Consider the following 24,837-nt stretch of genomic DNA (forward strand, 5'->3'; position numbering starts at 1 on the left):
TGTTTTGCCGTTAACATCACACAATTGGTAAAGTGCTATGGCATATTTTTTAATGTGCTGTGACTGAGGCTTTGGTTTTGTGTTCTGTAATCTGCTTATCAAAATCAACAAAGCCCACCTTATATACCCTTGATCCATTACTAAAGTCAATTTGCATGCCAAATTGTGGGGGCTTTGTGAGCTACTTGAGGCAATGGCGTAACAAGGTTTTATTGGGGGTGATTATCAATATCAATTAGACTTTGGTGGGGGGGAGGGCGGACTCTGAAATTCGCTTTTAATCGTAAACTTATGTCTGATATGATTGCCGACCGTGATAGGAAGTCACCCGACAGAAACCAAGTAGTGAGAACACCATGAAGGCCTGGTACCTTTTATACTGTAAACCTCGCAATGAAGTGAGGGCACAACAGAACTTGACCCTCCAACAATTGGAGACCTATTTGCCTATGGTGCGAAGCGAAAAGAAAGAGAAAAACAAGACTGTCGTCCGTAAGCAACCTTTGTTCCCCAATTATTTATTCATCAAGTTTGACCCTGAGCAGACGAGTGTGCGGCAACTGAAGTCAACTCGAGGCGTGGCTGATTTGGTTAACTGCCGAGAAAAGCTGCTACCGATAGATGAACGCCTGATCATTCAGCTCAAACAACGTGAGTTAGCAACGCCTTTGATTACAGAAAAGCCCCTGCAAGCTGGTGATAAAATACAGTTCACCGAAGGACCTTTTGCTGATTTTGACGGAATTTTCGCAGAGACGTGTGGTGATACTCGCTGCAAGGTATTATTCACTTTTCTAGGGCAACATAAGTGCATTACCGTTGAGCAAAGCGCCATCAGGGCAGTATGTGCGTAAAAGCCCATGGCATGTGTAAGATATTTGCCATTATGGTAATAATTCAGGATTTATTCAGTTATCTGCTGCAATTATCTATTCTTAAATATCAATTGTTTAGAAAGAATCCTTACCTGTTGAGCGGTGATTTTCATCATCTGGCTGAGCAATTGTTCTGAATACATAAGAGCAAAGGGTTTTTAACCTGAGGTTTACCTATGAGTGGGGTATAATCCCCCGTCTGATAGGCATAGATAGTTGTAATGGTGTCATAGAGTGTTCGAGCTCTATGTAACTAAAAAATTAGATTTTTGCATAGCAAAGGGCATTTTGGAGGCCGCAATCCATGGGCGGTAGCGTGTCTGGAGCACAAGAATACGAATGATTTCGCCGTCTTGTTGTAAGTCGGTGGGGACGGTGACTAACTCATAACTGTTTAGTAATTTAAGCAAAATTCGAGTTGACCACTTAAGGTAAGAGAGTTGGATTAGAAGACACTGGCCCCTGAACCGGTTGTCGGTTCGCACGGGGCCAGTGTTACTTGCTGGCCATTTGATTTTTAGTGTTACTCACCATAACGGAGACAACTGGTGTTACAGAAAACCAAAAAACTCATCATAGCGGGTCTCGGGGTATTGGCTTTGCTTGGCTCGCAAGTCCAAGCGATTACGCCATCTCCTCAAATGATAGAACAATTTAAAAACTTGCCTCGTGCTGAGCAGGAAAGGTTAGCAAAACAATATGGTATAGACCCTGCCATGTTGAGCGGTAGCGGAAGTGCCAGTGATCAGAAGTTAGAAAATCCGCAGTTGGTATATCCGCGAGGACAACAGAGTTTCCCTGGTGCAGAACAGGACAGTTGGCAATATCAAAATGGTCAGGGACTTGAACGGAGTCACCGCCGAAACCAAGACAAACATCAGCTAGATTTTACGGCCGCAGCAGACAAGGCGGAGCTTAAACGATTTGGCTATTCCTTGTTTGAAGGGGAACCGAGCACTTTTGCACCAGTGTCAGATGTCCCTGTTCCAAGTGAATACTTGATGGGGCCTGGAGACACTCTGAATATACAACTCTTCGGTAAGGACAATAGGGAGTTTACTCTTACTGTCAACCGTGACGGTACCGTGCAATTTCCTGAGCTTGGCCCAATCAGTGTGGCGGGGTTGAGCTTTGCTGAAACCAAAGACACGCTGCAAAAGCGCATCAAGCACCAAATGATAGGGATTGAATCCAATATCACTATGGGAGAACTGCGCTCGATTCGCATTTTTGTCGCTGGGGATGCTTATAAACCGGGCTCTTATACTGTATCCAGCTTATCGACCATGACACAGGCGCTGTTTGTCTCCGGCGGTGTCAACGAAATTGGTTCATTGCGTAAAGTGCAACTTAAGCGTAACGGAAAATTAATTGGCACTTTGGATTTGTATGACTTACTAATGCGCGGCGATGCTTCCGGTGATCTTAGATTGCAGTCCGGTGACGTAGTCTTTATTCCTCCCGTTGGCGGCTTGGTTAGTGTGGCCGGCGAGGTCCGACGTCCAGCCATTTATGAACTGAAAGGCGGAGAGACCTTTGCCGATGTTATCACCATGGCTGCAGGTGTGAAGCCGGGATCTTACCCCAAAAGCAGTACGGTTGAACGATATAATGACCAAGGGTTAAAGTCGCTTTTAACAATCGATCTCACCTCAGCCAAGGGCCAGAAAACCTTGGCCAAGACGGGGGATGTGGTCCGGGTTAAAGGCACTTCGGGTCAATACGACAATGCAATAACGCTTGTCGGTGCCGTTGTAAGGCCTGGAAAGTATCAATGGCATCAAGGCCTGAAGGTTAATGACATTCTTAGATCAATTTGGTCCGATTTACAGATTTCTGCAGATTTAGATTATGCCATCCTGCTTCGTGAAGTTGATGATTACGGCAATATTGATGTATACCAGTTTGCGCCTGGGAAGGCCATTCTGCAGCAAGATACCAATGAAAATCTGGAGTTACGTCCGAGAGATAAGCTTATCGTTTTCAATTTCAGCGACGATAGTATTAATCGATATGAGCTAAACAAACTGGTTAAAGACCGAGTTGCTAAAGTGACTTCACTTACTGGTGACTCCTTGTTGGGTTCAGACCTGTTTAAAGCAGGTTTTAATGACTTGCAAAATAAACGACTCAACAAGCGTACTGAGCTTGCCGGGGTGGTCGTCAACGATGGTACTGAAGGCGAAGATGAACTGGACGAAGCTCAGAAAATGGAGCAGGAAGCTGTTACCGCTGAAGTGAGCAAGATGCTCAGCAACCTGTTTGATGATCGAGACTTGATCAAGTTCAGTTACATGATGAACCGCAGTGAACTCCTGTATCCGGTTATCAGTAAACTTAACGCCCAGGCTCGTGCAGGTAGCAGCGTCAAGATAGTCGCCGTTACTGGCAAGGTACGCCACGAAGGCATGTATCCGTTGAGTGTTAATGCCTCAGTGAGTTCTCTGATTGAAGCGGCGGGGGGCCTTAAAGAAGGAGCATATACAGCGCGGGCTGAGCTTACTCGTACTATTACCGACGTTGCGGGTTCTTCCATTGTGCATAAGACAGTGGATTTGGCATCGGCTATTCAAGGAAACAAGACGGCAGATATCTCACTCGAAGGGCGAGACATACTGACCGTGATGACAACCCCCGATTGGCAAGAACATCAAACAGTTGAAATCCGCGGTGAAGTTAAATTCCCCGGGGTTTATAACATTCGCCGCGGCGAAACATTGCAGGATGTTATCCAACGAGCCGGTGGCTTCACCGAATATGCTTACTTGCCATCGGCCGTGTTTGTGCGTGAATCTGTTCGCAAGCAAGAGCAGATGGAAATCAAAAAACTGGCAGATCAACTTCGTCGGGATATTGCTACCCGCGGCGTATCCAAGGACGGCAATGTGGTCAACTATGCCGATGCTCAGTTGATGCTCAAAGATCTTGAAGGCATTAAGGCTGTGGGCCGACTGGTTGTCGACTTACCTGCTATCTCGGTTGGTATTACCCAAGCTGACTTGCAACTCGAAGACCAGGACATTTTGTATATACCCTCTACCAAACAGACCATTGCTGTTATGGGTGAGGTTCAGCACGCGTCGACTCATAGATATAAAGAAGGTCTGACTATCGACCAATATCTGGAGATGTCCGGCGGTGCTCGTAAGCGCGCAGATGAAGACAGAACCTATGTCATTAAGGCCGATGGCTCTGTGTTGATGCCTAAACGTTCTATGTGGTTTAGCAGCGAAGATAATCTGCAGCCTGGTGATACCATTATCGTCCCACTGGATACAGAGTATAAGGATAACCTGACACTCTGGAGCCAAGTGACTCAGATCATTTACAACACTGCAGTGGCGGTGGCAACCATTTCTGGGTTGTAATTTCAAATATAAAACTGTGCCCTAAAGCATCGATTTATTCACTTTAGGGCACATCCTATAAAAGTATCATTAGATAAAAATATGAATTCACAAATTACTCCTCAACAACATCCGGATGCGCAGTTTTCTGCGAATACGATGAGAGATGATGAAATCGATCTCCGTGAACTCTTTGCTGTCATTTGGCAAGGAAAATGGTTAATTACCGGAGTCACTCTGGTGTTTGCTGTCTCGTCTGCTGTTATTGCGCTGATGATGCCGAATATTTATAAGTCAGAAGCATTACTGGCCCCCGCATCAGAAGAGCAGGGGGCTGGCGGACTAGCCGGGCTTGCTTCCCAGTTTGGTGGCCTTGCCAGTATGGCCGGGATTAACTTAGGTGGTAGTGGTGGCTCTGACAAGACGCAACTGGCTATCGAAGTTCTTAAGTCACGCCAATTTATCGGTGACTTTATTGAAAAGCATCAAATATTGCCTGAATTGATGGCTGTCGATAAATGGAATATGGTCGACAACACCTTATCATTTGACCCGAATGTTTATGTTCAAGAGAGTAAAACTTGGGTGCGTGATGTGAAACTCCCATTTCAACCCAAGCCATCGTTACAAGAAGCTTACAAAGAATTCTTGAAGATTTTTTCTGTCAACAAAGATAAAGAAAGCGGTATGGTAACAATTTCCATTGAGCACCAGTCCCCCTTTATAGCAAAAAAGTGGGTTGATTGGTTAATTGATGACATAAATAACGTGATGAAAGATAGGGATGTTTCAGAGGCTTTAAAAAGTACAGATTATCTTAATCAACAGATAAATCAGACCAATGTTGCGGATATACGAGCGATATTATATAAGCTTGTAGAGGAACAAACAAAAACAATTATGTTCTCTGAAGTTCGGAATGAATATGCTTTTAAAACAATTGATAAAGCGATTGTTCCAGAGTTAAAGTTCGCTCCAAAAAGAACTTTTATTGTATTAACATTCTCATTGATTGGATTCCTTTTGGGTGTTGTTGTTACTTTGATTAAATTTATTTTCTCTAACAGAGGTAAGCTGTGAAAAAAATTACTCTTTATAGCCCTGGATTAGCCACCTATAATATCGGAGATAAGATCATTGCTGATTCAGCTAAAAAGCAGTTAAAAGAAGTTTTAGACGGAAACTTTATTGTTGAAATACCAACTCATACACCTCACAATATTAGATACATCAGACATCTCAAAGATAGCTGTTACAAGTTTGTTTTAGGAAGTAATTTACTTAAATCAACATTCTTTGGATTTAAGCGCCAATGGCACATAGCTATATGGAAGAGCTATTTTACCGGGCCTTGTATATTAGTAGGTGCTGGTTGGTGGCAGTATAATAATAAGCCAAACTTATATACGAAAATTCTCCTTAAATTGGTTTTGTCAAAAAATCATATCCATAGCGTTAGAGATGAATACACAAAGCAGATGTTGGAGTCAATAGGTATTAAAAATGTTGTTAATACATCATGCCCAACAATGTGGTCTTTAACAGAAGCACATTGTGAAAGCATTCCAAAAGAGAAGGCACCATCAGTCATTTTTACTATAACTGATTATAATAAGTCGCCTAAATTGGACACGTTTTTAATAAAAACCTTAATTGATTCTTATGAAAATGTATATTTCTGGCCACAGGGAATAGGTGACTATGAGTACTTCAGAACACTTAAAGTCGATTTTAATAAAATTAGCACGATAGCTCCAACGCTTGAAGCCTTTGATTCCATACTAGATAAGAAGGGTGTGGATTTTGTTGGTACAAGACTTCATGGCGGAATAAGAGCATTGCAGAAATCTTGTAGGACATTAATCATATCTATTGATAATAGGGCAAAAGAAAAAAGTCAATCGTTTAATCTTCCTATTATAGAGCGAGAAGAAATCTCAGAACTGAAGAAAGTAATCGATGGGGAGATTATAACCAAAATAAAAATTCCGGAAAGAGAAATCGAATCTTGGAAAAAACAATTCACTTAATAAAAAACACCGAAAGTAGGCTGTTAAGCTATATTAGTGTATACTTGATTTTGAGTGTGCTAGTATACCTTTTCGGCCCTCTCTCATATCCAAAAGTTAACATTGAACAAACGACATTTTTCATTTTACTTTATTACGTGAGTTTTTTATTCGGTTATGTCGTATCGAGTAGGTACTTTCGGGTTGGCAAACGAATAAATCTAAAATTTAATGAAGTTAGTTTTTTTAACTTAATAGGGATACTTTCTATATTATTTTCTGTTTTAACTATTAAACTCCTGATCAAAGGGGACTTTTTTTCTACTTTAATGCTCTCGCTCTCAAGTCCAGGAGAACTCTACGAGCAAAACCTAAAAACAGAAAAAACTAGTAATATAGTCACTCAACTGAATACTTTACTATCTCCGTTTATCTATTGTTGTGTTCCATTTGGTGTTATTTTATGGCCTAAGTTGAAGTTCTCTTCAAAAATTATTTTAATAATTGCTATGAGCTTGCAGATAGTCAGTTATATGCTGAAGGGCACTAATTTTGGTATATTTTTAGTACTCTTTCCTATTGCCATTGTTAAATATCTTCTTAAGTCTGAGTGTGGAAATGGCAGTGTAAATCGTACAGGTAAAAGAATCGCTGTATTATTCAGTTGTTTGTTTTTGTTTTACTTTGTCTATAATTTGTCAACTAGGCTGGGAATAGATTATGTTCCCAATACACTTTTTGGGATCCCCATTAATAAAAATAATATATTATTTTCTATATTTCCACCTTCAGTTGGTTTTGCTATAACTGCAGCTTCCTCTTATATATCACAAGGCTACTACGGCTTTTCATTGGCCTTTGATTATAATTATACATCAACAATGGGATTCGGGAGTGGAAGATTTATTATCGATAAATTGGCTTGGATCTATGACGCTAACATTTGGTCGTTAACATACCAAGCAAAAATGGATGCTGTTTGGGACCCTGCTATCCAATGGCATACGGCTTATTTATGGTTAGCTAACGATGTGGGTTTTTGGGGCGTTTCCATTGTTATGTGTATTTTTGGTTGGTTATTTTCTCTGGTCTTGCGCGATGCTGTTTTAAATAGGAATTCAGTTTCAATGATATTGTTATCTTTATACCTATTGATTATTATTTTTATTCCTGCAAATAGTATAGTTAGTGGAAATCCGACTGTATTTATGTCGTTTGTGGCTTTGAATTGTTTATTCTTTTTGTTTAATAGAGTGCTGGTTTCTAAGTGAAAAAAAATATTATTTGTTGTAAGAGGGTACAATCCTGAAATATCGGCCTCTGGAAATTTAGTAAAACCTTTAATCGAGTATTTAAAGCTTCATGCTCAAGTTTCTGTATTATGTTTTACTAAGAGTAATAGTAAATGTGGAACTGGTATAATAGATGGAATTCAAGTACATAGAGTTATGGCTCCCAAGATTGGCTATTTCGAACGTGTAATGTCTATAATTAGTAGAAATTTAAGCCGTTCTACTGAGAATGTGAAGCTCAGTAACATTATGCAAAAGGCTATTGTTGAACTTGATGAAAGAGAGCGCTTTGATTTTGTCATTGCGATAACGTATGAAGAAGTCATGGCTTTGTGTCGTGCTAATATAGAAAAAAATAGAAAGTTTTGTTTTTTATTGGAAAAACTATCGGAACCTGCAAAGTTAAAATTTATAAAAAAATTGCAGTCAAATTATAATTTAAAAAAAATACAGTATATATCAAAATCTGTTTCTAAAGTTTTTTGCTTGCCAATAGTTAAATCAGTATATGATTCTGCAAAATTAGATTTCTTTGAGTTGGAGCATCCTATGGTTGTTGATAGAAGCTACCATACATCGCATAAAACTCATTCGAAACGGATTAAATTGATTTATGCTGGGGGGCTTAGTAAGCACCAGCGAAATCCTATGGCATTGGTTAGACTAATTCAACAGTTGAATTGCAAAATTGGCGTTGATTTAGATATATACTCTTATGGTTTTGAATTTAACGAGAAGTTTGTAAAAAAAACTAGTGATAATATAAGGTTAAATAAAACGGTAGAACCTAAAGTCTTGAATAGTAAAATCAATGATGCTGACTTCATTGTTACGATAGGGAATAAAGAGGTTGACATCTTCCCCAGCAAACTATTTGATTGCGTGTCTACAGGTAAACCAATTATCCATTTTTTTCAGAATAGTAAAGATCAATACTTAAGCTATCTTCAAAAGTATCCTCTATCTATGTCTGTTGATTACAATAAATGTGAGAATGCTGAAACATTTGACGCTATACTAAAATTTCTCACTGATATTAAAGGTGAGAGGTTACCATTTCATTTAGTATCAAGAAATTTTTTTGATTGTACTCCCGGTTATGTTGGTGATTTAATGCTAAGAGAAATTGAAGCATGTCAAGACTAGCATTAATTCTAATTATTATTTCGATAATGTCTCAAATAATAGGCTTTCTTAGAGAGTCTATACTTGCATTTTTTTTTTGGCGCGACTGAGATTAGTGATGCTTACATTATATCAGTTGTCACGCCTGGACTGGTTGCTGGCTTCATAGCTTCCGGCGTAACCTCAACTTTTATTCCAGCTTATGCAAAGCTAGCTACAAGAGATAGGAACAGTGCGCTTAATTTTACTGTAACCTTTTTGGCATTCTTGATTGCGTTAGGTCTTCTTCTTTGTATAACATGCTTCATTTATGCGGATAGGATAGTTAACTTAATGGCCGTTGGCTTTTCATCTGAAGCGTTGAGTTTATCATCTAAAATGCTTCAGATAACTTCTGTTGTTATAGTTGTTATTCTTTTTAACACTCTAATCACTTGCTTTCTTCAGGCTAACAATAAATTTTTAACCCCGGCATTTATAGGTTTACCATTAAGTGTCTGCTCTATTTTGGGTATATATTTTGCTGCTAAAACTGGAACTACTATATTGATGCCGTTAGGATTTTTAGTTGGTTCTTTATTTCAAATGCTTCTTCTTTTTAGTACAGTTCTTCGAGATGACTTACTAAAGGCAAGAATTAAATATAGTCCTGAAGTTGGCAAAGTGATATTTCTTTCTCTACCTGTAATGTTTGGTGTTCTCATTAATCAGATGAGTTATATCTTTGATAGAAGTATTGCATCTACTGTTATGGAGGGAGCTATATCAATAGTAAGTTATGCCACAAGGGTAAACTCTGTGGTAGAAGCGGTTTTTCTTTCCACCATAATTGCCGTCTTTTATACTAAGATGTCTTTTTCTTATAATGAAGAAAGTGTTGAAAGTTACTCAAATATTGTTTATGAATTGCTTTTTGTTAGCATGATTATAGTTATTCCAGCATCTATTTTGATGGCTTCTGGCTCCCAAAATATTGTGCAATTACTCTTTGAAAGAGGTAGCTTTCAAGAGGGGGATACTGTGGTTACATCTGAACTGCTTTTTCTCTATGCTATATCCATACCTTTAATAGCAATTAAAGCTATTTTTTTTAAAATGTATTATGTTAGCCAAATTACTTGGATACCAATAATGTTATCCATTATTTCAATATCGCTAAATATAACTTTTAATTACCTCTATGTTCCCGTATATGGGCTTAGTCTCTTACCATTATCATTTCTGATAGCTAGCCTAACTTTAGTTGTGATGCTTGGTGGTTTTTATAAACCATTTAAAATTGATTTTTTTAGTATCATAATTATGGTGTCTTCTATTTATGTCTTATGTTTTTTGTTTTATTTTTCCATATTTAACAATGTTGGTTATACTATTGCGGGTTATTTTTCACCCAACAAATTTGTCCAATGGTTCATACTTGCATTACTTATGTTTGTAATTTCTGTTACTTTTTCTATCAAGTTGTTGAGCGGCTATTTTATAAATTATTATAATTTTAGTATTGGTTCTTCTGTTTTTTTGAAAAGCTTTAATGGATATGGTTTTCTATGGCGAAAGTACTAATTAACGCCTCAAATTTACATCATGGTGGTGGGGTTCAAGTTGCCGCATCTTTTATATATGAGCTTCACTTTCTATGTTCAACTACTGAAACTGATTTTACAGTTATTTTGTCTTCGGAGGTTAAAAATTCAATACCTAAGGATATAAATTGGAATGTGTTTGAAAATGTGATCGAGGAGAACATATTTGGAGTTTCAGTTGGAACGTTGAAATTTCGACGTCTTTTTTCTTCATTTGACTTATGCTTGACGGTTTTTGGGCCTAACTATATTGTTAACGGGTGTCGATTTAATATAGTTGGCTTTGCTCAGCCTTGGATTATTTATCCAGATAATAGTCTTTATTCGTCGATGTCTAAACTAATATTCCTTAAAACAAAGTTAAAGTTTTACATCCAAAAGGTTTTCTTCCAGAGTGCGGATGTTCTTATAGTTGAACACGATTTGGTTAAACGTAAATTGGTAGAGCTTGGTTTTAATAAAAATAAAATCTCAATAGTTAATAACTCTGTTTCCTCATATTTTTTGGAGTCAGATTGTTTGACTCATAATAAACTGAATAGATTTGGGGCCGAACAGGATTTTAATATTGGGTTTCTTGGGCGAGGGTATCCGCACAAGAATTTGAAGATATTGTTGGACGTAGATAAGCTTTTGAAGGTCAAGTATAATATTAAATGTAACTTTGTTTTTACATTGACTACAGAAGAAATGAACGAACACGGTTTTTCTCTGTTAGACAACTTTTATTCATATGGTGCTATAAATTCACAGCTATGCCCTAGTTTTTATAATGCCATCGATGCATTAATATTTCCTAGTTTATTGGAATGCTTTTCCGCAACACCGTTGGAAGCTATGTACATGAGAGTTCCTCTTATCGCGTCAGATTTACCATTTGTGACTGACATATGTCATGATGCGGCGACATACTTTGATCCAAACAGTGCGGATGATATCGCTAAGTCAATAGTTAGAGTCGTTGTTAATGAAGAAGAAACTAAAAATAAAGTCTACGCTGGTAGTCGTCTGGTTGAAAGTGGTTTTACGGCAAAGCAAAGAGCTAGCATGTATTTGTCAATTATAGATAATGCTTTAAAGGGTTATTATGTTTAAGAATAAAATATTGTTGATTACTGGTGGCACAGGTTCATTTGGAAACGCAGTTCTCGACCGTTTTCTGGAAACGGATATAAAAGAAATTAGGATTTTTTCCAGAGATGAAAAGAAACAAGATGATATGAGGAAAAAATACAATAACAGTAAGCTTAAATTTTATATCGGTGATGTGAGAGATTATAATAGCATATTGAATGCTACTAGAGGTGTAGATTATATTTATCATGCGGCAGCCTTAAAACAAGTACCCTCGTGTGAATTTTACCCGATGGAAGCGGTGAAAACTAATGTGTTGGGTACTGAAAATGTTTTAGAATCAGCCATTCAAAATGAAGTAAAACGAGTTGTTTGCCTTAGTACAGATAAAGCTGTTTATCCAATCAATGCTATGGGGATCTCAAAAGCTATGATGGAAAAAGTTATAGTTGCAAAATCACGTAATGTAGATCCTAAAAAAACAGTGATTTCAGCAACTCGCTACGGTAATGTTATGGCTTCTCGTGGTTCTGTAATTCCTCTGTTTTTACGTCAGATTATGGGGGGGCAGCCGATTACTATTACTGACCCTAATATGACGCGCTTCATGATGACACTCAATGATGCGGTGGATTTGGTACTTCATGCATTTGAAAATGGTACCAATGGTGACATTTTTGTGCAAAAGGCACCTGCAGCTACTATTGATGTATTGGTTAAAGCGCTACTTCAAATTACTGATAAACACGAGCATCCCGTGAATATTATTGGTACTCGTCACGGAGAGAAACTGTATGAAGCTTTGTGTAGTCGTGAAGAGATGTTTGTTGCAGAAGACCAAGGTGGTTACTATCGAATCCCTTGTGATAACCGGGATTTAAATTACTCAAAATATAATGAGGAAGGCGAGAAAATCTTATCGAGTATTGAGGATTACAACTCCCATAATACAGAGCGCTTAGATGTAAGCGGTATGGTCAAGTTGCTGCATAAACTAGATTTTATTGCTGATATTCAAGCTGGAAGCGTTGTTGTGCCAGAAGGTGTATAACAAATGGGTACAGATATGAATATTGTTGTAACCGGTGCAAAAGGATTTATTGGCAAAAACTTGTGTGTGATGTTGAAAGAACACGGCTATCACAATGTGGTTGAAGCGGATCGTGAAACCACGCTTGAAGAGTTAGCTGTTTTTCTAGCTAATGCCGACTTTGTTTTTCACCTCGCAGGAATTAACCGACCGAAAAACGAAGCTGAATTTATAACTGGTAATACAGACCTCACACAGTTCATTACCGAGCATTTAGGCACTTTTAGTAAAAAAGTGCCACTTGTAGTGACTTCTTCTATACAAGCTAAGCTTGATAATCCGTATGGACGTAGCAAACAGGCTGCAGAGAAAATTGTTGCAGAATATGGCGAGCGCACTTCCGCTCCTTATTATATTTACCGTTTCCCCAATGTGTTTGGAAAATGGTGTCGGCCGAATTATAACTCTTTTGTAGCAACCTTTTGTTATAACATTCTGAATAACCAAGATATTACTGTCCATGATCCCAGTGCACCTGTAACCTTGGTTTACATTGACGATGTGTGTCGCAGTTTAATTAGTCTCTTGCAAGGACAAACTGAGATAGGTTATCGGCAGGTTGAACCTGAATATTCGACTACGGTGGGCGAGGTCGCTGAAATGCTCCGTGCCTTTAAAGATAGCCGGGATAACTTGGTAACAGAGGATGTGGGCTCGGGTCTGACTAGAGCACTATACGCTACGTATCTTAGTTACATGACCCCCTCTCAATTCAGTTATACCATTCCGAGCTATGGCGATGAGCGTGGCGTATTTAGTGAAATGTTGAAGACCAAACATTCTGGCCAGTTTTCTTTCTTCACTGCTCATCCAGGTATTACTCGTGGAGGCCATTACCATCACAGTAAAAATGAGAAATTTCTAGTGTTGAAAGGACAAGCACTATTTAAATTCGAACATATTGTAACGGGTGATCGCCATGAGTTATGTACTAATGGTAATACTCCCCAAATTGTTGAAACTGTTCCGGGTTGGTCGCATGATATTACTAATGTTGGCGACGATGAATTGATAGTGATGTTATGGGCAAATGAGATTTTTGACCGAGATGAGCCGGATACAATAGCGCGTCCTCTATAGTTATTAAAGAGAAGTAATACAATGAATAAAATTAAAGTGATGTCAGTGGTGGGTACTCGTCCCGAGATTATTCGTTTATCACGTGTGCTAGCGAAGTTGGATGAGTATTGTGAACATATTTTAGTTCATACAGGTCAAAACTACGATTTTGAGTTGAACGAAGTATTCTTTAATGATTTAGGTGTGCGCAAACCTGACTACTTCTTAAATGCGGCAGGTAAAAATGCAGCAGAAACCATAGGTCAAGTGATTATTAAAGTGGACCAAGTGCTGGAAGAGGTCCAACCTGAAGCCATGCTAGTGTTAGGGGATACCAATTCGTGTATATCTGCCTTACCTGCCAAGCGTCGTAAGGTGCCTATTTTTCATATGGAAGCGGGTAATCGGTGTTTCGATCAGCGTGTCCCAGAGGAAACTAATCGTCGTATTGTAGATCATACTGCAGACATCAATCTAACTTACAGTACGATTGCTCGAGATTATTTATTGGCGGAGGGGCTGCCGGCTGATCGCGTAATAAAAACGGGCAGTCCTATGTTTGAAGTGTTGAACCACTACATGCCGCAAATAGATGGTTCGGATGTATTGGCACGCCTCGGATTAACTCAGGGGGAGTTTTTTGTTGTCAGCGCTCATCGAGAAGAGAATGTTGATTCTCCTAAGCAGTTTGCTAGGTTGGCCGAAATATTAAATACGGTAGGAGAACATTACGGCCTGCCGGTTATAGTGTCGACTCACCCTCGGACACGTAACCGCATTGAAACGCAGGGGCTGTCATTTCATCCCAATATTCAGTTGTTGAAGCCACTGGGGTTCCACGATTATAACCATTTGCAAAAGACTGCCAAAGCGGTACTCTCTGATAGTGGAACCATCAATGAAGAATCATCTATTATGAACTTTCCTGCATTGAATCTACGCGAGGCTCATGAGCGTCCAGAAGGAATGGAAGAAGCATCTGTGATGATGGTCGGGCTTAGTGTTGAGCGCGTAATGCAGGGGTTGAAGGTATTAGAATCACAACCTAATGGTGATGAACGCTTGTTACGTCAGGTTTATGATTATTCGATGCCTAACGTTTCAGATAAAATTGTACGTATTATTCATTCTTATACCGATTATGTTAAGCGTGTTGTTTGGAAAGAGTATTAATGTGAAAAGAAAAAAGGTCTTAGTTGTCACTGAATATATTGGGGAAACTCACAATTCGACTGCTTACTATTGGGCGCAAATAGTTAAATGTCTTCAGAAAAACTTTGAAGTAACATTGGTTGCGCCTGAAACAAAATACGTAAAAGAATTTTCTGAAAAATACTGCGTATCTACAAAATATGTAAAATTCGTAGCACATGATAAGAATGGTTTATTTTCTAGATTGTTAGGACAGTTGAGGCAAACTAGTCACTTTCTTCGTGCTATCTACCCTCGGGCTCAAGGAGTAGACTTGGTCCTTTCCGGGACGAACCCTATATTTACCATGTTTTTTATGGCATTTTTTAAATACCTTAAACCTTTTAAGTGGTTGGTGTTAGTTCATGACGTTTTCCCTAACAATTTAATTCCTGCTAAAATCCTCGAAAGCTCAAGCTTTCTTTATCGAGTGTTAACATCTTGGTCAAGGAAAGTATACTCATCACCAGACAATATGATTTGTATTGGACGTGATATGCAAGTGTTGCTCAGAGAAAAAACTGGAATTGACAATATATCGATTGTTCCTAATTGGGCATCTACAGATATTGTTAAACCACAGTGTAAAAAAGATAATGAAATCATCTCTGAGTTGGGCTGGGAAGATAATATTGTTTTTCAATTTTTTGGTAATATGGGGCGACTTCAAGGGTTGCCTAATTTACTCAAGGCGATTGAGCTTACTAAGCATCCTGGTTCGAGATTTTTGTTTATTGGGAGTGGTTCAGAAAGCAACTGCGTAAAAGAGTTTTCCAGATCTTTAAATGATAGTCGTGGTTACGACTTTTTTCATTACTATGGAGTGTTGAGCTTAGAAAAGAATAATGTAGGTCTTAACGCCTGCGATATAGCTTTAGTTACCTTGTCCTCGGATATGTTTGGTCTAGGTGTTCCAAGTAAAGCGTATTTTTCAATGGCGGCAGATAAACCAATTTTATATGTCGGGGATAAGGGGTCTGAGCTTGAGTTGTTAATAGCTGAACATAATGTTGGTTGGTATTGTGAGGGTGATAATCCGAAGAAATTGGCAAAAATGCTCGATAAAATCGCAGAGCAATTTATGAAAAAAACTAAAAAAGTGGAAGTTAATCCAAGAGTAATTTTAGAAGAAAATTTTTCGGAGAATATGGCATTAGAAGCAATTTCGAAAGTAGTGATGGGGGGGATTCAATCTTGAATATCTTACTGACGGGTTGTACCGGATTTGTAGGGCAACATATCACTTCTAAATTCACTACCTATAGACAAGTTGTGCGTAAAGGCGAAGTTCATAACTTTGAATCGCCTTTTATAGTCGATACAATCAATGGCACAACCAATTGGATAGGAGCATTCGATAATGTGGACTCCGTTATACACTTAGCAGGCCTTGCTCACTCCGAGTCATACTCACGTCTAGATTACAAAAAAGTGAATGTCGAAGGGTCTCTTTGTTTAGCAAGAGCTGCCGCGAATTCAGGAGTTAAACGTTTTGTTTTTGTTAGTTCTATTGGAGTAAATGGAATATCAACTCAAAGTCAGCCATTTTCAAACGATACGCCAGAGCGACCCCAAAACGCTTATGCGGAGTCAAAGTATGAAGCAGAGTTAGGACTAAAAAAAATTTCTAGTGAAACAGGTTTAGAGTTGGTCATAGTAAGGCCTACACTAGTATATGGTCAAAATGCTCCAGGTAACTTTGGGATGTTAACAAAATTAGTCAAAAAACTACCACTACTTCCTTTTGGGTTGGCGAATAATCGACGTGATTTTATAGCGGTTCAAAATCTCGCCGATCTTCTTGTCACTTGTGCTAAACATAAGTCTGCTGCAGGTCAGACTTTTTTAGCATCAGATGGAGAGACTGTATCGACGAAAGACTTTACCAATGCTATGGCTAAAGGACTGGGTAAAAATGTAATCCAATTGCCTATTCCAGTGAGTTTAATGCGTTTTACAGGAAGATTGACTGGCAAGTCTAGGATGATAGAGCAGCTTTTTGGGAACTTAGAGGTTGATTCGTCAAATATTCAACAAGTACTTGGTTGGGAACCTCCATTAACAATGGAGCAAGCCATGGCATCATTGAGACACTAGAGTAAATTATATGATTCGTCTAATAGATTTCCTTGCAGCTGTTTTCGGCCTGTTTTTTTTGTGCCCTATTTTACTACTAGTTACAGTAATTGGCTATTTTGACACAGGTTCCCCCATTTTTGTCCAAGAGCGAGTGGGGCGGCACAAAAAACCGTTTAAGCTTGTTAAATTTCGCACTATGTCAATTGATACTCAATCAGTGGCGTCACATCTGGCTAGTACAAGTTCAATTACTAAAGTTGGTGTTTTCTTACGAAAGACTAAAATTGATGAGTTACCGCAGTTGTGGAATGTCTTGAAAGGGGAAATGAGTTTGGTGGGGCCTCGCCCAAATTTATTCAATCAAGATGAACTAATTGCCGAGCGTGAGGTGCTTGGAGTATATAATGTGCGACCTGGGATTACGGGGTTAGCACAAGTCTCAGAAATTGACATGTCAACACCTAAGTTACTTGCTGAAACAGACGCTAATATGATAGCTGAAATGTCACTTCGTAGTTACTTTAGGTACATTTTTATGACGATTTCTGGGCGCGGTCAGGGCGATAGGGTAAAATATTAACATTTAGTTGGCTTGATTGGGTTTGCAAATGAATTTTTTTCAGTTTTTATTCTCGCTTAAACGGTCTCAAAAACGTATTGTTAGCGTGGCTATTGATACTATATTTCTTGCTCTTTCTTTTTGGTTTGCTTTACTGGTTAGACTCGATTCAGTAGATAGTTTAAAGCAGGTTCAATATTGGCAACTGATAACATTGGTTTGTCCAGTTAGCATTTTGGCTTTTATTAAACTAGGTCTTTATCGTGCTGTATTAAGGTACCTAGGAACACAGGCTCTGACTGCCATAGTACTTGGTGTGATTGTTAGTACTTTAACATTAATTAGTTTGGCTTACTTCTTAAATATTAATATTCCTCGTACAGTACCTTTTATTTATGCTGCATTTGCTTTGGTTTTTGTTGGTGGTGCAAGAGCTTTAATGCGGACAATGGTTGGAAGTGGTCTCAGTAGGCGTGGTGAGCCGGTGATTATTTATGGTGCGGGTGTCAGTGGTCGTCAGACGGCTATCGCTTTGGCACAAAGTCATGAATATCATCCAGTGGCTTTTGTAGACGACGATACTTCTTTGCATGGCATTAATATGCAAGGACTGTATGTTCATTCACCGTCTATTCTCCGTAAATTAATAAGGCAAAAACAAGCCACTAAAGTTTTGTTGGCGCTTCCTAGTGCTAGTAGGGCTAGACGGCAAGAAATTATTCAATCACTGGAACAACTAAGCGTTAAAGTCTTAACTTTGCCTGCTATGGCCGATCTGGTTAGTGGCGATAAATTATTTACTGATGTTAAGGAAGTTGAAATTGAAGATCTCTTGGGACGTGACCCAGTTGCTCCAAGAACAGATTTAATGGCAGCGAATATATCAGGAAAAGTAGTGATGGTAACCGGAGCCGGAGGTTCAATTGGTTCTGAGCTTTGTAGGCAAATTTTGCGGCAGTTGCCATCAAAACTAGTTCTTTTTGAACTTTCAGAATTTGGGCTCTACTCTATTGAAAGAGAATTGCTGGCGATTAAAAATGAACTAGGGCTCTCAGTAGAGATTTATCCTATGCTGGGCTCTGTTCAGCGTCAGAATAGGGTTCAAGCTGTAATGGAAGCCTTTAAAGTGCAAACTGTCTATCATGCTGCGGCCTACAAACATGTACCTTTGGTTGAGCATAATGTGGTTGAAGGCGTGCGTAATAATGTATTTGGAACCTTATATACGGCACAAGCGGCTATTGCTACGGGCGTAGAAACTTTCGTCCTTATTTCAACTGATAAAGCGGTTCGTCCTACCAATGTAATGGGTACGACTAAACGAATGGCTGAACTGGCTTTGCAAGCCTTATCCCATAAAGATAGCTCGACTCGTTTTTGCATGGTGCGTTTTGGTAATGTATTGGGTTCTAGTGGCTCGGTTGTTCCATTATTCCGAAAGCAGATAGCAAATGGTGGGCCGGTTACCGTTACTCATGCGGAGATAACACGTTTTTTCATGACAATACCGGAAGCCTCTCAATTGGTTATCCAAGCTGGCGCTATGGGAAAAGGTGGTGATGTTTTCGTATTGGATATGGGGAAATCCGTCAAGATCGTTGATCTAGCCAGAAAGATGATTCGTTTAAGTGGCTTTGAGGTTAAAGACGAACACAATCCCGGCGGTGATATTGAAATACTCTTTTCTGGTCTTCGACCAGGGGAAAAACTCTACGAAGAGCTCCTCATTGGCGAAAATGTAGAAGGTACAGGGCACGAACGAATAATGACTGCCAATGAGGTATTTTTAACCTGGGATGAGCTCAAGCCAATTCTTGATAGATTGGATAAGGCATGTCATGACTTTGACCACGAAGCGATTCGAGATTTGTTGCTCAAAGCACCAACTGGATTTAATCCTACAGATGGTATTTGCGACTTGGTTTGGTTAGGAAGACAATCTACATCTTCCAAATCAAATGTTGTACCAATCAATGTTTCCTAGGCATTCAGATACTATTTATACGCTAAAGCTATTGCCTCCTGATTATTTTTGTTGCAATGCAGTATTTCATCTAAATTACAGTCTCCAAGGCAATGACTTAACAGGGCTGGAGCATACTTTTTCAAATCAAATAATAAATACCTTCTTTACTCATAAAACAGATGAGATTTGATTAAATTGCACTCGGTTTAAATCCGGTTTATAAGTGATTTTGGTACAAAGTCGGACCTTTCGCCTGAATTGTTCATTTCTTATGTTAGTGCGCTATCGCCTTGAGCGATTCAGCTAATTGACCGTTAACTTGTCCCCCGGAGTCTCGCTTTTACTGTGGTGTATAGTAGTATGAGCATAACATTTTAACGGATAACCAAAGTCAGATTTATGGACAAGGAAGGTGGACTCGTTACTTCGTATTGTTATAAGTGATATAGAGAATGAAAATCCTAATTACAGGTGGCTGCGGTTTTATCGGTACATCTTTGATTCGATATCTGTTGACGCAAACAAGTCACAGTGTTTTGAACTTGGATAAAGTTACTTATGCGGCGAATCAAGGGGTTGATAAAAATACAAGCGGTTCCACTCAGTACCAATTTATTCAAGGAGATATTTGCAATAAAAGTACTGTAGACAAGTTGTTTTCCTGTTTTAAGCCAGATGTTGTTATGCATCTGGCTGCGGAAAGCCATGTTGATCGTTCTATCGATGGTCCTGCTGATTTTATACAAACTAATATAGTTGGTACTTACAATTTACTCGAGGCTGCGCGTAGTTATTGGCTTAATCTGAGTAGTGTTGAGAAGGCTGGTTTCCGTTTTCTCCACGTTTCCACGGATGAAGTTTATGGTGACCTAGATTTGCTTGACTCGCCGTTTAATGAAAGCAGTCGATATGCACCTAGTAGCCCATATTCAGCATCTAAAGCTTCCAGTGATCATTTGGTTAGAGCTTGGTATCGTACTTACGGGTTGCCTGTTCTTATTACCAATTGTTCTAACAATTATGGCCCCTATCAGCATTCAGAAAAGTTGATCCCGCGGATGATATCTTGTGCATTGACCGGTACCCGCTTACCAATATATGGGAAAGGCGAGCAAGTACGGGATTGGCTTTATGTTGAAGACCATGTACGAGCTTTGTATAGCGTTCTAACTCAAGGGCGTCCCGGTGAAACCTATAACATAGGCGGGCAGAGTGAGCGGCGAAATATTGATGTCGTTAGGGCTATTTGTGCACTTTTGGACGAATTGGTTCCTATTAAGCCGCAGGGGGTGACACAGTTTGAACAACTTATTAGTTATGTTGCAGATAGGCCTGGTCATGATATGCGCTACGCTATAGACGCCAACAAGATTCAAACAGAATTAGGTTGGCAACCTTATGAGTCTTTTGAATCAGGTTTACGTAAAACAGTTGCTTGGTATGTCAATCGTCGTAAAAGTGGTGGACAGTAATATTGTGACCGTAACGTGTGTGCTGGAACGGTTTCAGCAGATAAAAAGGTAGTCATGAAAGGTATTGTATTAGCTGGCGGTACAGGTAGCCGTTTGTTTCCTACTACTCGTGGGATATCCAAGCAGCTATTGCCCGTATTTGATAAGCCGATGATTTATTATCCTTTATCGGTACTGATGTTGGCGGGTATTCGTGAGGTTCTCATCATAACCACTCCTCAGGATCGGATCGTATTTGAGCGTTTACTTGGTGATGGCAGTGCTTATGGGGTTAGACTTGAGTACTTGGTTCAGCATGAGCCCAAAGGGATTGCTCAAGCGCTGATTTTGGCCGATGATTTTTTGAAGCAGCAACCTTGTTGTTTAATTCTCGGGGACAACATTTTTTACGGCCAAGGGTTCACAGGTCAGTTAAATAGTGTAATGACTAAACGTGCCCGAGATATAGGCGCAACTGTTTTTGCTTGCCAAGTGAAAAATCCTCAGCGCTTTGGGGTCATTGCATTTGATGATTCAGCAGCACCACTTTCGATTGAAGAAAAGCCTTTGAAGCCTAAATCTAATTGGGTGCAGACTGGGTTGTATTTTTTAGATGGAAGGGCATCAGATATTGCCAAGAGTTTGCAACCATCTGCCCGAGGCGAACTCGAGATAGTAGACCTTATCAATCACTATTTGGCGGAAAGCTCGCTGGATGTAGAACGTTTGGGAAGAGGATTCGCCTGGCTCGATACCGGTACCGTAGAGTCACTCCACCAAGCTGCATGTTTTGTACAGAGTATTCAAACACTTCAGCAAGTAAAGATTGCTTGTCTTGAGGAAATAGCTTGGCGACAAGATTGGATTTCTAAAGAACAGCTTCGGCAACATGTGAAGTCTTTGGGGGACAATGAATATGCTGACTACCTCCGTACTTTGCTTGTTTCATAAGTTCATATTGAGTATCCGTTGATTTTCTCCTGTGCTAAGTTAGCGCGCAGCATAAGCCATTGGGGAATAGAATGAAGATAGTGGTTGTTGGTACGGGTTATGTGGGCTTGTCAAATGCGGTGTTGTTGGCACAACATAACCAAGTGTGGGCGTTCGATGTTTCCTCTGAGAGGGTGGCAATGGTCAATGCCGGGCGCTCGCCCATCGCCGATGAGCTTATTGAGCAACACTTGGTGAGCAATAAGTTGCAGTTAACTGCAACAACGGACAAAGAAGTCTATCGTGGTGCAGATTATGTCATCATTGCAACACCAACGGATTACGACCCCAAGACTAACTACTTCGATACCAGCACCGTCGATGAGGTGACGCGGGACATTGTTGCCATTAATCCCTCTGCTTGCATTGTAATTAAGTCAACCGTTCCCGTTGGTTTCACCAGAGCATTACGTGAGAAATACAACTCAGCCAATATCATATTTTCACCTGAGTTTTTGAGAGAAGGCAAAGCCTTATACGATAACCTCTATCCATCGAGGATCATTGTCGGTGAACGTTCTGAGCGGGCAGAGCATTTTGCTCATCTGCTCGCTGAAGCCGCATTAAAGGAAGATATTCCGCTACTCTTTACCGGTAGCACAGAAGCCGAAGCCATTAAGCTATTTGCCAACACTTACTTGGCCATGCGGGTGGCTTATTTCAATGAACTTGATACCTATGCTGAAACTCATGGGCTTGATACCCGGCAGATAATCGACGGTGTTTGTTTGGACCCCAGGATTGGGAGTCACTACAACAATCCATCATTTGGTTATGGTGGCTATTGTCTGCCGAAAGATACCAAGCAACTGCTGGCTAACTACAACCAAGTTCCCAACAATCTGATTGCGGCCATAGTGGATGCCAATAGAACCCGTAAGGATTTTATCGCTGATTCCATCATTGCCAGAAAACCCAAAGTGGTTGGGGTGTATCGGCTGATAATGAAGTCTGGCTCAGATAACTTCCGCGCTTCTGCAGTGCAAGGTGTGATGAAGCGGATAAAGGCCAAAGGGATTGAAGTGGTGGTTTACGAGCCGGTACTTGAGGAGAATGAGTTTTTCCGTTCGCGAGTGATAAGCGACTTGGCTGAGTTTAAACTGCTCTCTGATGTGATTATTTCCAATCGCATGGTCGATGAGCTAAGGGATGTTGCCGATAAAGTCTATACCCGGGATCTGTTTGGCAATGATTGATGTGACGGCGCATTACATTACTTTGGAATGAGACCAATAAATGAAATATCTGGTGACCGGCGCAGCCGGCTTTATCGGTGCCCGAGTTTGCGAACGGCTTTGTGAGGCAGGGTGCGAAGTGGTTGGTATCGATAATCTCAATGATTACTACGATGTCAGCTTAAAACAGGCTAGGTTGCAAAAGCTGGCTGGCTTTAACCATTTCCAGTTCCAAAAGCTTGATCTTGCCGACCGGGAAGCCATGGCTGAACTCTTTGCCAAAGGTAGTTTCAAACGGGTTATCCATTTGGGGGCCCAAGCCGGCGTCCGCTATTCGATTGAAAACCCCTTTGCTTATGCAGACAGTAATCTTGTTGGCACTCTTACCGTGTTGGAAGGTTGCCGCCATCATGGCATAGAGCATTTGGTGTACGCCTCTTCCAGCTCTGTTTATGGCCTGAACAAGAAGATGCCGTTTGCGACGGCTGACTCGGTTGATCATCCTGTCTCTTTTTATGCGGCGACCAAGAAAGCCAATGAGATGATGGCTCATAGTTATGCCCATCTGTATGGCCTGCCAACGACAGGACTGAGGTTTTTCACTGTCTATGGCCCATGGGGGCGCCCGGATATGGCGCCTATGCTATTTGCCGATGCCATTACTTCCGGCAGGCCCATCAAGGTGTTTAATCAGGGAGATATGAGCCGTGACTTCACCTTTATTGATGATATTGTCGAAGGCATTATCAGAGTGGCCGATAAGGTGCCTAAGGCACAAAGTGATTGGACGGTAGAGCAGGGCTCTCCGGCAACGAGTAGCGCTCCATATCGTGTTTACAATATTGGCAATGGTAGCCCGGTTCGTTTGTTGGATTTTATCCATGAGCTTGAAGCGGCACTCGGGCAAAAGGCCGAAAAAATCATGCTGCCTATGCAAGATGGTGATGTCCAGGCCACTTGGGCAGATACCGAAGATTTATTTAAAGCTGTGGCTTACAAACCACAAGTTGGAGTCAGTGAAGGAGTCAAAGCTTTCGCTGATTGGTTCAAGCGTTATTACAAAAAGTAGAATATGAAAGCAGTGATTCCCGTTGCCGGGTTGGGAACCCGGATGTTACCCGCCACTAAGGCCATTCCCAAAGAGATGTTACCTCTGGTTGATAAGCCACTAATACAGTACATAGTGAATGAATGTGCCAGAGCCGGTTTTAAAGAGATAGTTTTGGTGACTCATGCCAGTAAGAACTCGATTGAAAACCACTTTGACACATCATATGAGTTGGAAGCACAACTCGAGAAAAGGGTAAAACGCCAGCTGCTTGATGAGGTTCAGAGTATTTGCCCCAAAGGGGTTACCATAATGCATGTGCGCCAAGGTGAGGCAAAAGGGCTTGGTCATGCAGTGCTTTGCGCTAAACCCGTTATTGGTGATAATCCTTTTGCTGTAGTGCTTCCAGATGTGATCTTGGATGAATACTCTGCGGATCAGACAACTGAAAATTTGGCGGCGATGAAGGCGCATTTTGAGCAGCACCAAGCGAGTCAAATCATGGTGGCTCCAGTGCCGGCTCAGGAGGTAGACAAGTATGGCATTGCAGATTGTAATGGTGCCGAGCTATCTCCCGGTGATTCCAAAGCCATTCTGCGGATGGTCGAAAAACCCGCTGTTGATGAGGCCCCTTCCAATCTGGCCGTGGTAGGCCGTTATGTGCTCTCCAAAAACATCTGGCCATTGCTGGCCAAGACTCCCGCTGGTGCCGGAGATGAAATTCAGTTGACCGACGCCATTGATATGCTGCTCGCCCAGGAGCAGGTGGAAGCTTTCCATATGAGTGGTAAGTCTCATGATTGCGGTGACAAGCTTGGCTATATGAAAGCCTTTGTCGAGTATGGGCTGCGCGATCCCAAGCTTGGAAAGGAGTTTGCTGCTGGCCTTAGCGATATTATGCGGGAAAGCCTGTAAACTGACTCA

20 protein-coding genes are annotated in these 24,837 nt (G+C 40.5%); all 20 read left to right on the forward strand.

Features of this window, described 5'->3' with window-relative positions; translation table 11 throughout:
* The first annotated feature begins 356 nt into the window (after positions 1 to 356).
* The 20 genes from rfaH to galU all read left to right on the forward strand — a co-directional run bounded on the left by rfaH (position 357) and on the right by galU (position 24,828).
* Positions 357 to 854: a transcription/translation regulatory transformer protein RfaH gene (gene rfaH / locus CBE72_RS03210; RefSeq protein ID WP_100142289.1), complete on the forward strand. Its 498-nt coding sequence runs from the start codon at positions 357 to 359 to the stop codon at positions 852 to 854.
* A 569-nt stretch (positions 855 to 1,423) separates the two neighbouring features.
* Positions 1,424 to 4,243, forward strand: a complete 2,820-nt coding sequence (locus CBE72_RS03215) for an SLBB domain-containing protein (protein WP_100142290.1) — start codon at positions 1,424 to 1,426, stop codon at positions 4,241 to 4,243.
* Positions 4,244 to 4,324: 81 nt separating this feature from the next.
* Complete coding sequence (locus tag CBE72_RS03220; RefSeq protein WP_100142291.1) at positions 4,325 to 5,302, forward strand: Wzz/FepE/Etk N-terminal domain-containing protein; 978 nt, start codon at positions 4,325 to 4,327, stop codon at positions 5,300 to 5,302.
* Positions 5,299 to 6,252: a polysaccharide pyruvyl transferase family protein gene (locus CBE72_RS03225; protein ID WP_100142292.1), complete on the forward strand. Its 954-nt coding sequence runs from the start codon at positions 5,299 to 5,301 to the stop codon at positions 6,250 to 6,252. The genes CBE72_RS03220 and CBE72_RS03225 overlap by 4 nt, the downstream gene beginning before the upstream one ends.
* Positions 6,231 to 7,502, forward strand: a complete 1,272-nt coding sequence (locus CBE72_RS03230; protein WP_100142293.1) for an O-antigen polymerase — start codon at positions 6,231 to 6,233, stop codon at positions 7,500 to 7,502. The genes CBE72_RS03225 and CBE72_RS03230 overlap by 22 nt, the downstream gene beginning before the upstream one ends.
* A gap of 177 nt (positions 7,503 to 7,679) precedes the next feature.
* On the forward strand, positions 7,680 to 8,669 hold the full coding sequence (locus CBE72_RS03235; protein ID WP_100142294.1) for a glycosyltransferase family protein: 990 nt from the start codon (positions 7,680 to 7,682) through the stop codon (positions 8,667 to 8,669).
* Positions 8,670 to 8,732: 63 nt separating this feature from the next.
* A complete protein-coding gene (locus tag CBE72_RS03240; RefSeq protein ID WP_100142295.1) occupies positions 8,733 to 10,211 on the forward strand; it encodes a lipid II flippase MurJ in 1,479 nt (492 codons plus the stop codon).
* Positions 10,196 to 11,326, forward strand: a complete 1,131-nt coding sequence (locus CBE72_RS03245) for a glycosyltransferase (protein WP_100142296.1) — start codon at positions 10,196 to 10,198, stop codon at positions 11,324 to 11,326. Before CBE72_RS03240 ends, CBE72_RS03245 begins: the two co-directional genes overlap by 16 nt.
* Positions 11,319 to 12,356, forward strand: coding sequence for a polysaccharide biosynthesis protein (locus tag CBE72_RS03250; protein ID WP_100142297.1), 1,038 nt, complete (start codon positions 11,319 to 11,321; stop codon positions 12,354 to 12,356). Before CBE72_RS03245 ends, CBE72_RS03250 begins: the two co-directional genes overlap by 8 nt.
* Before the next feature lie 3 nt (positions 12,357 to 12,359).
* Positions 12,360 to 13,475 carry a UDP-2-acetamido-2,6-beta-L-arabino-hexul-4-ose reductase gene (wbjC, locus tag CBE72_RS03255; RefSeq protein WP_229671813.1) on the forward strand — a complete coding sequence of 372 codons (1,116 nt, stop codon included), beginning with the start codon at positions 12,360 to 12,362 and terminating at the stop codon, positions 13,473 to 13,475.
* Positions 13,476 to 13,496: 21 nt separating this feature from the next.
* On the forward strand, positions 13,497 to 14,627 hold the full coding sequence (gene wecB, locus CBE72_RS03260; RefSeq protein WP_100142298.1) for a non-hydrolyzing UDP-N-acetylglucosamine 2-epimerase: 1,131 nt from the start codon (positions 13,497 to 13,499) through the stop codon (positions 14,625 to 14,627).
* A 1-nt stretch (position 14,628) separates the two neighbouring features.
* The gene (locus tag CBE72_RS03265) at positions 14,629 to 15,843 is read left to right on the forward strand and encodes a glycosyltransferase family 4 protein (protein WP_167387634.1); all 1,215 of its coding nucleotides are present in this window, start codon (positions 14,629 to 14,631) and stop codon (positions 15,841 to 15,843) included.
* Complete coding sequence (locus CBE72_RS03270) at positions 15,840 to 16,742, forward strand: NAD-dependent epimerase/dehydratase family protein (RefSeq protein WP_100142300.1); 903 nt, start codon at positions 15,840 to 15,842, stop codon at positions 16,740 to 16,742. Before CBE72_RS03265 ends, CBE72_RS03270 begins: the two co-directional genes overlap by 4 nt.
* A 10-nt stretch (positions 16,743 to 16,752) precedes the next feature.
* The gene (locus CBE72_RS03275; protein WP_100142301.1) at positions 16,753 to 17,304 is read left to right on the forward strand and encodes a sugar transferase; all 552 of its coding nucleotides are present in this window, start codon (positions 16,753 to 16,755) and stop codon (positions 17,302 to 17,304) included.
* A 28-nt stretch (positions 17,305 to 17,332) separates the two neighbouring features.
* Positions 17,333 to 19,267, forward strand: a complete 1,935-nt coding sequence (locus CBE72_RS03280) for a nucleoside-diphosphate sugar epimerase/dehydratase (RefSeq protein WP_100142302.1) — start codon at positions 17,333 to 17,335, stop codon at positions 19,265 to 19,267.
* A 434-nt stretch (positions 19,268 to 19,701) separates the two neighbouring features.
* Complete coding sequence (gene rfbB, locus CBE72_RS03285; protein WP_100142303.1) at positions 19,702 to 20,721, forward strand: dTDP-glucose 4,6-dehydratase; 1,020 nt, start codon at positions 19,702 to 19,704, stop codon at positions 20,719 to 20,721.
* A gap of 54 nt (positions 20,722 to 20,775) precedes the next feature.
* On the forward strand, positions 20,776 to 21,651 hold the full coding sequence (gene rfbA / locus CBE72_RS03290) for a glucose-1-phosphate thymidylyltransferase RfbA (protein ID WP_100142304.1): 876 nt from the start codon (positions 20,776 to 20,778) through the stop codon (positions 21,649 to 21,651).
* A 71-nt stretch (positions 21,652 to 21,722) separates the two neighbouring features.
* Positions 21,723 to 22,886: a nucleotide sugar dehydrogenase gene (locus tag CBE72_RS03295; protein ID WP_100142305.1), complete on the forward strand. Its 1,164-nt coding sequence runs from the start codon at positions 21,723 to 21,725 to the stop codon at positions 22,884 to 22,886.
* A gap of 40 nt (positions 22,887 to 22,926) precedes the next feature.
* Positions 22,927 to 23,934 carry an NAD-dependent epimerase gene (locus CBE72_RS03300; protein ID WP_100142306.1) on the forward strand — a complete coding sequence of 336 codons (1,008 nt, stop codon included), beginning with the start codon at positions 22,927 to 22,929 and terminating at the stop codon, positions 23,932 to 23,934.
* A gap of 3 nt (positions 23,935 to 23,937) precedes the next feature.
* The gene (gene galU, locus CBE72_RS03305) at positions 23,938 to 24,828 is read left to right on the forward strand and encodes a UTP--glucose-1-phosphate uridylyltransferase GalU (protein WP_100142307.1); all 891 of its coding nucleotides are present in this window, start codon (positions 23,938 to 23,940) and stop codon (positions 24,826 to 24,828) included.
* The last annotated feature ends 9 nt before the right edge of the window (positions 24,829 to 24,837 follow it).

Source organism: Shewanella carassii (assembly GCF_002777975.1).
GTDB classification, from domain to species: domain Bacteria; phylum Pseudomonadota; class Gammaproteobacteria; order Enterobacterales; family Shewanellaceae; genus Shewanella; species Shewanella carassii.